Source organism: Aeromonas sp. ASNIH5, assembly GCF_002902865.1.
In the GTDB taxonomy this organism is placed as follows: Bacteria; Pseudomonadota; Gammaproteobacteria; order Enterobacterales; family Aeromonadaceae; genus Aeromonas; species Aeromonas caviae.
In genome coordinates, this window is the sequence record NZ_CP026122.1 from 3,018,505 (window position 1) to 3,031,792 (window position 13,288).

A 13,288-nucleotide genomic window follows, 5' to 3' on the forward strand; every position below is an offset into this window, starting at 1 on the left:
TGGCTTTTCAGGAAGTCAGGGCTATCAGAATGGCCTTAGAAAGCCTAGTCAAAGAGCTGTCACGAGAACACCGTTAGCTTAGCGTACGATTTTTTCCGAATTCTGCGGTTCCCCCACAACCGTCTGACGGTCGGTGAAGCGCCCCGCGCCTATGACATGCAGCAGCATCGCGCCTTCCTCCTGCGCCGGGAGATTGGCGCATGACCCGCCTCGGCTATGCCTTCGCGACGACTGCCGCCGTATCGCTGCTCGGCATCACGTCGATCGCGTCATTCGCACCAAAGCTGGTCTGGAATGCCTCGGCCAGCACGCCGATCGGTCTGTATGCGATCGGCGAACCCGGCCGGGTCGACGTGACGGATCTGGTCGCCGTGCGCGCGCCAGAGCCGCTCGCCACCTTCCTTTCGGATGGCGGATATCTGCCGCGCGGCGTTCCGCTGATGAAGCACGTTGCTGCGCTTCCCGGGCAACGTGTGTGCAGAACCGGGCTCGCCATCACGGTCGATGCCGTGCCGATGGGCGATGCGCTGGACCGCGATCGTCGCGGTCGCTCGCTGCCGATCTGGCAGGGCTGCCGCATGGTCGCGGACGGCGAACTGTTCCTGATGAACTGGCAGGTCCGCGACAGCCTCGACGGCCGCTATTTCGGGCCTCTCCCCGCCAACTCGGTCATCGGCCGGGCCACACCCCTCTACACCGACGAGGACGGCGATGGCCGCTTCGTCTGGCGCGCGCCGACGCGGTGACGGCACGCCCATGACCTTGTCCACCGCAATCTGAAGGAGACGACCCATGTCCGTGATCGGTCAATTCACGCGCGAAAATGATGGCTTCGTCGGCCACCTGACGACGCTGTCACTGCACCAGGACATCATCATCGTTCCGGCCGAACCGTCCGATGCCGAGAACGCGCCCGACTTCCGCGTCCATGTGCTCGACAGCATGAACAACGAAACCGGCGCGGAGATCGGCGCCGGCTGGAAGCGCACCGGCGAGAAGGCCGGCGACTACGTTTCGCTTCAGATCGATGATCCGACCTTCGGGCATCCGATCCGCGCCAACCTCTTCCAGTCGGCCGACGACAAGTCCGCCTGGGGCCTGCACTGGAACCGCCCGCCCAAGCGGGCCGAGCGGGACTGAGCGATGTCGGCTCCGCACCTCAAAGCTGTCGTCGGGCGGTCCAACGCCGCCCGGCGCACAGCCCTCCTTCTCCTTTCCGGCCTCCTGCTTTCCGCGCCGCTTTGCGCCACCGCGACTGCGCAGACGGTGTCGGTCGAGGGGCCCTCTCGCGCCGATTCCTACGCCACATTCATCACCGAGGCAGCGCAACGGTTCGGCGTTCCAGAGCACTGGATTCGTGCCGTCATGCGCATCGAAAGCGCTGGCGACGTGCGGGCGATCTCGTCGGCCGGCGCGATGGGACTGAAGCAGGTCATGCCCGCCACATGGGCCGATCTGCGCGTCCGTCACCGGCTCGGCGCGAATCCTTACGATCCACGCGACAACATTCTGGCGGGCACTGCGTATCTGCGCGAGATGCACGACCGCTACGGTTCGCCGGGGTTTCTCGCGGCCTATAATGCTGGTCCCGGCCGCTATGAAGAGTATCTCGCCGGCCGTCCTTTGCCGGCCGAAACTCGCGCCTATGTCGCCGCGCTCGCACCCGTCATCGGCGGCGCAGACGCGCTTGCTCCCGTTACGGTCGCGGCAGCCGATCCCAACGCCTGGACGCGGTCTCCGCTCTTCATCGCGCAGTCCGAACACGCGACGACCGCCGTTCCGACGTCCAACAATGGCGCTTCCGAGGACACTCCGGCCGCCATTCCGGTGCGCGATGTCACAGCCATCGCTCCGCAATCCGCAGGCCTGTTTGTCGCCCGAAACGCCGATCGGGGGCCGCGATGACGGTGTTCGCGGCATTTCGTGGAATGGCGTGCTCTGGCGCAGGGATGGCGGTCCGAGGACGGAGAGCAGGCAACACAACCGCACGATGGCGAGATAAAAGCGCGCGATGTGCGGCTTGGTGCGGTCGTGTGTTTTCAGAGACTTATGGCGAATTGGCGCGAGGTGCGCCTGATCGACGCAGCCTGCGCATTCGCCATTTCGCGAGGGATTTCCGCGCGTTTGCGCGATGTGCGGAGCCTCGGCCATGAGCGGCGAGGACGACTTCCGCATCCGGCCAGGCCGTATCCGCTCCACCCGCGCACAGCAAACGCGGCCCTTCATCGCCCAGGCCCTCGCCGCCGCCCAGCGTGCCGGCGGCAGGGTCTCGCGCTCCGGCAAGATCAGCTCGGGCAACCGCTCGCGTTTCGGGCGCGGCCAGCGAGCGACCGTCCAGGCCAATCGACTGCTCACCAACCGATCGCGCAACACCGTGATCAAGACGCGCGTCGTCCGGCACACCGCTCGCTCGGCGCCGCTCAACGCCCACCTCAGCTATCTGCAGCGCGAAGGCGTCACCCGGGATGGGGAGAAGGCGAAGTTGTTCGGGCCGGAGACGGAGGCGGCCGACGCCAAGGCTTTCGCCGAGCGCACTCAGGACGACCGACAGTATCTATTCACCAGGACGGGGTTGACGGCATCAGTTCTGCCGGGATGGGATAATCTGTCTTCTCGATGCACGCCCTGACCACGGCCCTCAACCACTCCTGTGGGCAGCGGCCCAATCGCTTGCCGGTCTCCACCAACGACAGGATGCGCTGGCGAAACAGCTCGCCCCGGTGAGACCACACGCCGTAGCTACCCTTGCGCCAGAGCACATAGCCACGCAGCGCCCGCTCCGCCTCGTTGTTGGTCAGCGCTATTTCGTCGTCAGTCATAAACCGCCACAGCATCTCGTCATCCCGCAGCAGCAACTGGCATCGTCCACGGTAGCGTTTGCTGCACAACAGGGCGCCGCGCTCCAACTGGCTTCGCCAGCTTTGCCGGTAACGCGCGAGCCTGCGCAGGTATTTCTGCTTGCTCAACGCACCGCTTTCCCAACGGTGCCGGGTACGAAACACCGCATCCGCCAGCAAGACCAACCGGGCACCGATGGGCTGGTTGCACTGCTCGCTACTCTCGGCGATGGCCACGAGATTGCGGGCCACGTGGGCCCAGCACAGTTGCCGCTGGTCGGCGTCGATAAACCGGTAGCCGGCGTACTGGTCGGTCACCAGCACCCCGTCAAACTCGGCGCCCAGCAGCCGCTTGGCCGCCTCCTGACCACGGCCATAGGCCGTCATGAAGCAGACGGCTATCTTGCTCAGCGCCAGCCACATCCAGCGGCGCTCTCCACCCCGCTGATGCCGGGTCTCATCGGCATGAACGTGGGTGGCCGTCTGCACCTGCTGCTTGATGGCCTGGTAGGTCGGGGTGAGCATGGCACTCACCCGCCCCTGCGCCTCACTGATGGCGCCCCGGCTAAAACTCAGGCCGAAATGCTGTTTGAGCTGCTGCTGTATCTGGCTGACGCTCTGGTGAAACTGGCCGCTTTGCAGCGCGATGTAGCTGAGCAGATTGGCCCCCATCTGGCTGCTGCTGACGTTGTCTGGCAGTGCGGCCTGGGTCGTGCCGATACACCGTGAGCAGGTCGCACGATACAGTTGGTGTTCGGTGACGAGATAGCTCACCTCGGGCAGCTCGAACACCTGATGAACCTGATAGGGTTTGGCATGGGCCACCATGTCCCCGCCACAGCAAGCGCAATCGGCGGCAGGGTAATGCGGGACCAGGGTCAGGCGGGCATCAAGCGGATGCCGCTCGCGGCGATGTCCCTTGTGACCGGGCTGCGCCCCCCGTTGCTTGCCGGACGCCGGACGCTTGCGGGCCGGCGGCGGTGCACCGGGGCCGTCGCTGGAAGGCGGCTTGGAGGAGTTGCCGCTGTGCTGATTGAGGCGGTCCTCCAGCTCGGCGATGCGGTCGAGGAGCTTATAAATCAGCTCGTTGGCCTGCTCCAGAGTGGTGGGCATTCCCGCGGAATGCATGGTGTTTTTGCTCATGGGGGGAGCGTATCTAAGGAGCAGGATCAAGCAAGCAGGAAAGTGGGATCAAGAGACGATCGTCTCATTTTTCCTGTGTCAATACTGTTCCGGTGAATACTTACGACCGACATCACTTCCGCTTCATCGTCTCACCTGAGGACGCGACCGAGATGTCCGACCTCAAGACTTTCGCCCGCGAGCTGATGGGGCAGATGGAGACAGACCTCGGCACCAAGCTCGACTGGGTCGGCGTCGATCACTGGAACACGGATAATCCACATGTCCATATCATCCTGCGCGGGCGCACCGATGACGGTCAGGACCTCGTCATCTCGCGCGACTATATCAAGGAAGGCATGCGCGCCCGCGCGCAGGACCTCGTCACCCAGGAGCTGGGGCCGCGCACCGATCACGAGATCCGCCGCAATCTCGAACGGCAGATCGACGCGGAGCGCTGGACCAATCTTGACCGCCAGCTTGCCCGCGACAGCTATCGCACCGGCGTCGTCGATCTCGCCCCGCTCCCTGACCGCCAGCCCGACGAATTCCATGCGATGAAGGTCGGCCGCCTCCGCAAGCTGGAGACCCTCGGCCTCGCCGATCAGGTCGGCCCCGGACAATGGGTCGTGTCCGAGAATGCCGAGGCGACGCTGCGGGAGCTGGGCGAGCGTGGCGACATCATCAAGCGCATTCACCGTGGCCTGACCGAGCGCGGCATCCAGCGCGGCGCGGCCAGCTACGTGCTTGCCGGTGAGAGCCTCGACGATCCGGTCATCGGCCGGCTGGTCGACCGTGGTCTCGACGACGAGTTGAAGGGCACCGCCTATGCCGTGGTCGACGGCACCGACGGACGCACCCATCACATCAAGCTGCCCGACCTCGACGCCGCTGGCGACAGCGCGCCGGGCTCGATCGTGGAGCTGCGCAAATTTGACGACGCGCAGGGGCGCAGGCGCGTCGCGCTCGCCGTCCGCTCCGATCTCGAAATCGAGCGGCAGGTCCATGCGACCGGCGCCACCTGGCTCGACCGGCAGGCGATCGCCCGCGATCCCGTCGCGCTCGGCGGCGGCGGATTCGGCGCGGAGGTTCGTCACGCGATGGACAGGCGGGCCGAGCACCTCGTTGGTCAGGGCCTTGCCGAGCGGCAGACGCGCGGTGTCAGTTTCTCCCCCGGGCTGATCGACACGCTGCGCCAGCGCGAGGTCGACGCCCTTGGCGAGAAGCTTGCGGCCGAGACCGGTCGGCAATTCTCGAAGGCCGCGGCGGGCGAATATGTGGCCGGCACCTATCGCCAGCGCTTTGCGCTCGCGTCGGGCCGCTTCGCCATGATCGACGACGGCCTCGGCTTCCAGCTCGTGCCCTGGTCGCCGTCGATCGAGCGTCAGATCGGTCAGCACGTCTCCGGCGTGTCGCGCGGCGCCGGTGGCGTCGACTGGAGCTTCGGCCGCAATCGCGGCCTCGGCATGTAGCCCAATCAAGAAAGGAGTGCCCGCCATGTCGGCGACCAAAATCCTCTGGGGCCAAATCCTCACTGTCTTCCTGATCGTGCTGATGACGACCTGGGCGGCGACGCAGTGGACGGCCTATCGGCTCGGCTTCCAGCCGCAGCTCGGACTTCCGTGGTTCGAACTGGCCGGCTGGCCGATCTACTATCCGCCCGCCTTCTTCTGGTGGTGGTACTTCTACGACGCCTATGCACCTCCGATTTTCATCGAGGGAGCCTATATCGCGGCGTCCGGTGGCTTCATTTCCATCGCCGTCGCGATCGGCATGTCGGTCTGGCGGGCGCGTGAAGCTAGGAATGCCGAGACGTTCGGCTCCGCCCGCTGGGCGGTCGCCGCGGAAGTCCGCGCCGCCGGCTTGCTGGGCGCGGACGGCGTCGTGCTCGGGAAGTTCGACCGCGACTATCTCCGCCATGACGGCCCCGAGCATGTGCTGTGCTTCGCGCCCACGCGATCCGGCAAGGGCGTCGGCCTGGTCGTGCCGTCGCTGCTGACCTGGCCGGGCTCCGCGATCGTCCATGACATCAAGGGGGAAAATTGGACGCTCACCGCCGGCTATCGCGCGCGTCATGGTCGCGTGCTGCTGTTCGATCCAACCAACACGAAATCTGCCGCCTACAATCCGCTTCTCGAGGTGCGCCGCGGCGAATGGGAGGTCCGCGACGTCCAGAACATCGCCGACATCCTCGTCGATCCGGAGGGCTCGCTGGAGAAACGGAACCACTGGGAGAAAACCAGCCACGCATTGCTGGTAGGCGCAATCCTGCATGTCCTCTACGCCGAGGCTGATAAGACGCTTGCCGGCGTCGCGGCGTTCCTCTCCGATCCGAAGCGGCCGATCGAGTCGACGCTCGCCGCCATGATGAAGACAGCCCATCTCGGCGAGGCCGGACCGCATCCGGTGATCGCCAGCGCCGCGCGCGAGCTGCTGAACAAATCCGACAACGAGCGATCAGGCGTGCTGTCGACAGCGATGTCGTTCCTCGGCCTCTATCGTGATCCCGTCGTCGCCGAGGTCACACGCCGCTGCGACTGGCGCATCGTGGATATCGTCGGCGGCAAGCATCCGACGACGCTCTACCTCGTGGTGCCGCCGTCGGACATCAACCGGACCAAGCCGCTGATCCGCCTGATCCTCAATCAGGTCGGCCGCCGGCTGACCGAGGACCTGCAGGCGAACGGAAACCGCCACCGGCTGCTCCTCATGCTCGACGAGTTTCCCGCCCTCGGTCGTCTCGACTTCTTCGAGAGCGCTCTCGCCTTCATGGCGGGCTACGGCCTCAAGGCCTTTCTCATCGCCCAGTCGTTGAACCAGATCGAGAAGGCCTACGGCCCGAACAACTCGATCCTCGATAACTGCCATGTCCGGGTTAGCTTCGCCACCAACGATGAGCGGACCGCCAAGCGGGTCTCGGACGCACTCGGCACCGCAACCGAGATGCGGGCGATGAAGAACTACGCCGGCCATCGCCTGTCGCCCTGGCTCGGCCACATGATGGTGTCGCGCTCGGAAACGGCGCGGCAACTGATGACGCCCGGCGAGATCATGCAGCTCCCGCCCGCCGACGAGATCGTCATGGTCGCCGGTACGCCACCGATCCGCGCGAAGAAAGCGCGGTACTATGAGGATCGCCGGTTTCAGGAGCGCATCGTAACGCCGCCGAACCTGGTGAAACGGACAACGGCACGGCCCGATGACTGGAGCGCGCTGCCGCTTCCAGCGGCGCCGACCGTGTCGATCGCGACCGACGGCGAGCGCGGATCGGAGGATGAGGATACGACCGACTCCGAGCGCCGGCATCAGCCGGAACTGAGCCGCGCAAAGCCCGTCGAGCCAATGCAGCCCATCGAAAACGAATTCGAGATCGATCCCCGCGACGATGCCGATGAGGACGCCGCTCGCCTCTCGCGCATGAATCAGACCATGCGCCAGGTCGCACGCCAAGCATCGCTCGATCCCGGCGACGGTATCGAGCTTTAGGAGGCACCATGGCAAAGCCTCCCAAAAAGCAGCGGCTATCGGTGTATCTCGAACCCGACGTCATGAAGGCGCTCGCCGCGCACGCCGCCCGGCGCGATCAATCCCTCTCGCTGATCGCGGAAGCTGGCATCGCCTCCTTCCTGTCGCCCGACGCTGCCGAACGGCAGGAGGCGGCTACGACGAAACGGCTCGACCAGCTCGACCGGCGAATGGCGCGTATGGAGCGTGACCTTGGAATCGCCGTCGAAACGCTGGCCGTCTTCATCCGATTCTGGCTGACGACGAACCCGCCGCTCCCCGAGCCCGCCCAGGCAGCGGCGCGCGCCAAAGCCGGCGAACGCTACGAAGCGTTCGTCACCGCGCTCGGCCGGCGACTCGCTCACGGGCCGAAGCTTAGGCAGGAAATTTCCGAGGACATCACGCCCGCGCACGACGCGGATTAATCACGGCCACGTCCACTTCAAGTATTCCGGCGTTCCGCCGTTTCCCTGTATTTGTACGCTACAGTACGACGACCACATTATGGTTGTTGTCAGGCCATGATTTCTGCCTCTTCTACTCATCCCCGATCCAGGGCCGCATGTCGCGGTCCCGCAAGAGAACGGGGACGACGTGGCGGCCACTCACCAGAAATCGGAGGCGATCCTTCGCGGCGCGCGCATGCTGCGCACGGCCCTCGGGCCGGCGATCGCCCGGTTTCTGGAAGACCCCGCGATCGTCGAGGTGATGCTCAACCCCGTTGGGCGGCTCTGGGTCGACCGGCTTTCCGAAGGACTTTCCGACACGGGTGAACTGTTGTCGCCGTCAGACGGCGAGCGGATCATCCGCCTCGTCGCCCATCATGTCGGGGCCGAGGTTCATCCCGGCGCCCCACGTGTCTCAGCCGAGTTGCCCGAAACGGGGGAGCGGTTCGAGGGGCTGTTGCCGCCCGTCGTGTCCGCCCCGGCCTTCGCGATCCGCAAGCCGGCCGTCGCCGTGTTCACGCTCGACGACTATGTCGCCGCCGGGATCATGGCGGCGCATCAGGCCGAGACGCTGCGCCAGGCCGTCGCCGATCGGCGCAACATCCTCGTCGCCGGCGGCACCTCGACCGGCAAGACGACCCTCACCAACGCTTTGCTGGCTGAGGTCTCGAAGACCTCCGACCGCGTCGTCCTGATCGAAGACACGCGCGAACTGCAATGCGCCGCGCCGAACCTCGTCGCCATGCGGACCAAAGACGGCGTCGCCTCGCTCTCCGATCTTGTCCGCTCCTCTCTTCGCCTGCGCCCTGATCGGATTCCGATCGGCGAGGTCCGGGGAGCCGAGGCCCTCGATCTGCTGAAGGCCTGGGGCACAGGACACCCCGGCGGTGTCGGAACCATCCACGCGGGTACGGGCATCGGCGCGCTGCGTCGGATGGAGCAGCTCATCCAGGAAGCCGTCGTCACCGTCCCGCGCGCCCTGATCGCCGAGACGATCGATCTCGTCGCCGTGCTTTCCGGCCGGGGCACGTCGCGCCGCCTCGCCGAACTCGCCCGCATCGAGGGCCTTGGCCCCGACGGCGACTACCGCGTCACGCCCGCAAGCCAGCCCCTCACAGGAGGTCCGTCATGATCCAGCATGCCCTGCGTTTCCGCCGCCATATCGCGACTGCGGTATCCGTCACCTTCGTCTCGCTGGCGCTCGCGCCTGCCGCTCACGCTTCCGGCTCCCAAATGCCCTGGGAGGCCCCGCTACAGTCCATCCTCGAATCCATCGAGGGCCCGGTCGCCAAAATTATCGCGGTGATGATCATCATCATCACCGGCCTGACGCTGGCCTTCGGCGACACGTCGGGCGGCGCGCGCAAGCTCATCCAAATCGTCTTCGGCCTGTCGATCGCCTTCGCTGCGTCCAGCTTCTTCCTGTCCTTCTTCTCGTTCGGCGGCGGGGCGCTCGTCTGATGGCCAACGGCGCAGATCATCATGGCGAGCTGGCGGGCTTCTCGGTCCCGGTCCATCGGTCGCTGACCGAGCACATCCTGCTCGGCGGCGCTCCGCGCTCGATCGCCATTCTCAACGGCACGCTGGCAGCCGCGCTCGGCCTTGGCCTCCGCCTCTGGCTGGTCGGCCTGGGCCTTTGGGCTCTCGGTCATTTCGCGGCCGTCTGGGCGGCCAAGCGCGATCCGCAGTTCGTCGATGTCGTGCGCAAACATCTGCGCATCCCCGGCCACCTGTCGGTTTGAGGAGCGACGCCGATGATGAACCTCGCCGAATATCGCAACCGCAATACCCGTCTCGCCGACTTCCTGCCCTGGGTCGCTCTGGTCGGCGAAGGCATCGTCCTGAACAAGGACGGCAGCTTGCAGCGAACTGCACGGTTTCGCGGACCCGACCTCGACAGTGCCGTTCCGGCCGAGCTGGTCGCGGTCGCCGGGCGCCTCAACAACGCCTTCCGTCGCCTGGGCTCCGGCTGGGCCATCTTCGTCGAGGCGCAGCGCCATGGTGCCGCGACCTATCCGGCCAGCGTGTTCGCCGACAGCGCGTCGGCCTTGGTCGACGCCGAACGGAAAGCCGACTTCGAGGAAGCCGGCGCGCACTTCGAATCGAGCTACTTCCTCACCTTCCTCTACCTTCCCCCGGCCGAAGACGCGGCGCGCGCAGAGACCTGGCTCTATGAGGGTCGCGATCACGCTGGCGTCGATGCGCACGAGATCCTGCGCGGCTTCGCAGACCGCACCGATCGCATCCTTCAGCTCATCGACGCCTTCATGCCGGAATGCGCCTGGCTCGATGACGGCGAGACGCTGACCTATCTGCATTCGACCGTCTCGACCAAGCGGCACCGCGTCCGCGTGCCCGAGACGCCGATATATCTCGATGCGCTGCTGGCCGATCAGCCCCTGACCGGTGGGCTCGAACCCCGGCTCGGCGACGCACATGTCCGCATCCTCACCATTGTCGGCTTCCCGACCGCGACCACGCCCGGCATCCTCGATGAGCTGAACCGGCTGGCCTTTCCCTATCGCTGGTCAACACGCGCCGTCCTGCTCGACAAGACCGACGCCACCAAGCTGCTGACGAAGATCAGGCGTCAGTGGTTCGCCAAGCGCAAGTCGATCGCCGCCATCCTCAAGGAGGTGATGACCAACGAGGCCTCTGCGCTGGTCGATACCGATGCGGCCAACAAGGCCGCCGACGCCGATATGGCGTTGCAGGAGCTGGGCGCCGACTACGCCGGCCAGGCCTATGTCACCGCGACGATCACCGTCTGGGACGATGATCCGCGCATTGCAGCCGAGAAGCTGCGGATGGTCGAGAAGGTCATCCAGGGCCGCGACTTCACCGCCATGCCCGAGACGATCAACGCCGTGGACGCCTGGCTCGGCTCGCTGCCCGGCCATGTCTACGCCAATGTCAGGCAACCTCCGATCTCCACATTGAATCTCGCCCACATGATCCCGCTGTCGGCGGTGTGGGCGGGACCGGAACGGGACGAGCACTTCGATGCACCCCCACTGCTTTACGGCAGAACCGAAGGCTCGACCCCGTTCCGGCTTTCCATCCATGTCGGCGATGTCGGCCATACGCTGATCGTCGGTCCGACCGGCGCCGGAAAATCCGTTTTGCTCGCGCTGATGGCGCTTCAGTTCCGGCGCTATCCACAATCCCAGGTCTTCGCCTTCGACTTCGGGGGATCGATCCGAGCAGCCGCGCTCGCCATGCGGGGCGACTGGCACGATCTCGGCGGCGGCCTGACCGAAGGCGCCGACGACAGCGTGTCGCTTCAGCCGCTGGCCCGGATCGACGATGTCGCCGAACGTGCCTGGGCCGCCGACTGGCTGGTCGCGATCCTGGGGCGAGAGAGCATGCCGGTCACGCCCGAGGTGAAGGAGCATCTCTGGTCGGCGCTCTCCTCGCTGGCGTCCGCGCCGATCAACGAGCGGACGCTCACCGGCCTGTCCGTCCTGCTGCAGTCCAACGACCTGAAGCAGGCGCTTCGGCCCTATTGCGTCGGCGGTCCCTATGGCCGGTTGCTCGACGCCGAGGCCGAGCATCTGGGCGAAGCGAATGTCCAGGTCTTCGAAACAGAAGGGTTGATCGGCACGGGCGCCGCCGCCGCCGTGCTCGCCTATCTCTTCCACCGCATCGAGGACCGCCTCGACGGTCGCCCCACGCTGCTGATCGTCGATGAAGGCTGGCTGGCGCTAGACGACGAGGGTTTCGCCGGTCAGCTCCGCGAGTGGCTGAAGACGCTGCGCAAGAAGAACGCCAGCGTCATCTTCGCGACGCAGTCGCTCTCCGACATCGACGGCTCAGCGATCGCGCCAGCCATCATCGAGAGCTGTCAGACTCGCATCCTGCTGCCGAACGAACGCGCGATCGAGCCGCAGATCACCGCCATCTATCGCCGCTTTGGGCTCAACGATCGCCAGATCGAGATCCTCGCGCGGGCGATGCCTAAGCGCGACTATTACTGCCAGTCGCGGCGCGGCAACCGGCTGTTCGAGCTGGGGCTGTCGGACGTGGCGCTCGCGCTCTGCGCCGCGTCGTCCAAGCAGCACCAGGCGCTGATCGCGGACGTTCACGCCCGCAGCGGCACGGATGGCTTCCTCGCTGAGTGGCTCGCCGAGAACCGGCTTGCCTGGGCCGCGGACCTCATCGCCGACCTCACCAATGTCATCCCCCAAACCGATCCGGAGACACGCCCATGACCCGTTCTACTCAATCCCGCTCGCTTGCACTGCGTATCACCGCAGCGCTGCTTGCCGCGCCGATCGCGCTTTCGCCGATCCTCAGCACTCCCGCCGCTGCGCAATGGATCGTCTACGATCCGACCAACTATGCGCAGAACGTCCTGACGGCGGCGCGCACCCTCCAGCAGGTCAATCAGCAGATCACCCAGCTTCAGAACGAAGCGACGATGCTGATCAACCAGGCCCGCAACCTCGCCAGCCTGCCATACTCCTCGCTCCAGCAGCTTCAGCAGTCGGTTCAGCGCACCCAGCAGCTCCTGCAACAGGCGCAGGGAATCGCCTACGACGTCCAGCGCATCGACCAGGCGTTCACGTCGACCTACGGCAACGCCTCCATGTCCGCCTCCGACCAGGCGCTCGTGGCGCAGGCGCGGGAGCGCTGGCAGAACACGGTCGGCGGCCTGCAGGACGCCATGCGCGTCCAGGCCGGCGTGGTCGGCAACATCGACACCAACCGCGCCGAGATGTCGTCACTGGTCGGCCAGAGCCAGGGCGCGACGGGAGCGCTGCAGGCGACGCAGGCCGGCAACCAGCTTCTCGCGCTGCAAGCGCAGCAGCTTGCCGATCTCACCGCCGTCGTTGCCGCCAACGGCCGGGCGCAAAGCCTGTCCGAGGCCGAGCGATCTGCCGCGGCCGAACAGGGTCGCGAACAGCGCCGACGGTTCCTGACGCCGGGCACCGGCTATCAGCCCGGCAACGCCCGCATGTTCCCGAACGGCAACTGAGGGCGCGGCCATGGACGGCAAGATGCTCGCACGGCTCGGCGCTGTGGTGTTCGTGGCCGTCGCGATCACTGCGACCGCGATCGAGATGAACCGGAAAGAGGAGGTGCGGGAGGCGTGGCCGTCCGACCGGACCACCCAAGCGCAGGGCGATCCGTTGCGCGACGAAATGATCCGCTGCCAGGTGCTCGGCGAAGCGGGGCCGCGCGATCCGGCGTGCCTGCGGGCCTGGGCCGAAAACCGCAACCGCTTCCTCGCGCCCGGCGCGCGACCTACCGAGCGCTTGCCGGACATCCCGCCAGCGCCGCGAAACACTCTCATACCCCAATCGGACCGCACCGATCAGCCGGCCTTCGAGCCCGCCGCACCGATCGCGCCGCCGCAGCTCGACGAGGCGAGATAAG

General features: G+C 66.2%; 14 protein-coding genes. 13 read left to right on the forward strand and 1 reads right to left on the reverse strand.

Going from position 1 to position 13,288, the window contains the following annotated elements; all coding sequences use genetic code 11:
* Positions 1 to 200: 200 nt before the first annotated feature.
* The 4 genes from C2U30_RS14050 (at position 201) to C2U30_RS14065 (ending at position 2,629) form a co-directional block, all read left to right on the forward strand.
* The gene (locus C2U30_RS14050; protein WP_103243958.1) at positions 201 to 746 is read left to right on the forward strand and encodes a S26 family signal peptidase; all 546 of its coding nucleotides are present in this window, start codon (positions 201 to 203) and stop codon (positions 744 to 746) included.
* Positions 747 to 792: 46 nt separating this feature from the next.
* Positions 793 to 1,140: a DUF736 domain-containing protein gene (locus tag C2U30_RS14055; RefSeq protein ID WP_103243959.1), complete on the forward strand. Its 348-nt coding sequence runs from the start codon at positions 793 to 795 to the stop codon at positions 1,138 to 1,140.
* Positions 1,141 to 1,143: 3 nt separating this feature from the next.
* On the forward strand, positions 1,144 to 1,905 hold the full coding sequence (locus C2U30_RS14060; protein ID WP_103243960.1) for a lytic transglycosylase domain-containing protein: 762 nt from the start codon (positions 1,144 to 1,146) through the stop codon (positions 1,903 to 1,905).
* Between the two features lie 244 nt (positions 1,906 to 2,149).
* Positions 2,150 to 2,629, forward strand: a complete 480-nt coding sequence (locus C2U30_RS14065; protein ID WP_199767278.1) for a hypothetical protein — start codon at positions 2,150 to 2,152, stop codon at positions 2,627 to 2,629.
* On the opposite strand, the gene C2U30_RS14070 is transcribed toward C2U30_RS14065, so the two are convergent.
* A complete protein-coding gene (locus C2U30_RS14070) occupies positions 2,559 to 3,980 on the reverse strand; it encodes an IS66-like element ISKpn15 family transposase (RefSeq protein ID WP_032495448.1) in 1,422 nt (473 codons plus the stop codon). The two genes, C2U30_RS14065 and C2U30_RS14070, sit on opposite strands and share 71 nt — an antisense overlap.
* A 152-nt stretch (positions 3,981 to 4,132) precedes the next feature.
* Between C2U30_RS14070 and C2U30_RS14075 the strand changes: the two genes are divergently transcribed.
* The 9 genes from C2U30_RS14075 (at position 4,133) to trbK-alt (ending at position 13,287) form a co-directional block, all read left to right on the forward strand.
* On the forward strand, positions 4,133 to 5,431 hold the full coding sequence (locus tag C2U30_RS14075; protein WP_199767279.1) for a relaxase/mobilization nuclease domain-containing protein: 1,299 nt from the start codon (positions 4,133 to 4,135) through the stop codon (positions 5,429 to 5,431).
* A gap of 25 nt (positions 5,432 to 5,456) precedes the next feature.
* The gene (locus tag C2U30_RS14080; protein ID WP_103243961.1) at positions 5,457 to 7,445 is read left to right on the forward strand and encodes a conjugal transfer protein TraG; all 1,989 of its coding nucleotides are present in this window, start codon (positions 5,457 to 5,459) and stop codon (positions 7,443 to 7,445) included.
* Between the two features lie 8 nt (positions 7,446 to 7,453).
* A complete protein-coding gene (locus C2U30_RS14085) occupies positions 7,454 to 7,888 on the forward strand; it encodes a hypothetical protein (RefSeq protein WP_044416634.1) in 435 nt (144 codons plus the stop codon).
* Positions 7,889 to 8,057: 169 nt separating this feature from the next.
* Entirely contained in the window at positions 8,058 to 9,041 is a 984-nt protein-coding gene (gene trbB, locus C2U30_RS14090) for a P-type conjugative transfer ATPase TrbB (protein WP_103243962.1), read from the forward strand.
* Entirely contained in the window at positions 9,038 to 9,370 is a 333-nt protein-coding gene (locus C2U30_RS14095) for a TrbC/VirB2 family protein (RefSeq protein WP_103243963.1), read from the forward strand. Before trbB ends, C2U30_RS14095 begins: the two co-directional genes overlap by 4 nt.
* Positions 9,370 to 9,651, forward strand: a complete 282-nt coding sequence (locus C2U30_RS14100; protein ID WP_103243964.1) for a VirB3 family type IV secretion system protein — start codon at positions 9,370 to 9,372, stop codon at positions 9,649 to 9,651. The genes C2U30_RS14095 and C2U30_RS14100 overlap by 1 nt, the downstream gene beginning before the upstream one ends.
* A gap of 12 nt (positions 9,652 to 9,663) precedes the next feature.
* Positions 9,664 to 12,120: a conjugal transfer protein TrbE gene (gene trbE / locus C2U30_RS14105; protein ID WP_103243965.1), complete on the forward strand. Its 2,457-nt coding sequence runs from the start codon at positions 9,664 to 9,666 to the stop codon at positions 12,118 to 12,120.
* Positions 12,117 to 12,887 (forward strand): P-type conjugative transfer protein TrbJ, encoded by a 771-nt coding sequence (gene trbJ, locus C2U30_RS14110; RefSeq protein ID WP_066115942.1) that lies wholly within the window; start codon positions 12,117 to 12,119, stop codon positions 12,885 to 12,887. The genes trbE and trbJ overlap by 4 nt, the downstream gene beginning before the upstream one ends.
* Before the next feature lie 10 nt (positions 12,888 to 12,897).
* Positions 12,898 to 13,287: a putative entry exclusion protein TrbK-alt gene (gene trbK-alt, locus C2U30_RS14115; protein ID WP_103243966.1), complete on the forward strand. Its 390-nt coding sequence runs from the start codon at positions 12,898 to 12,900 to the stop codon at positions 13,285 to 13,287.
* Position 13,288 lies beyond the last annotated feature (1 nt).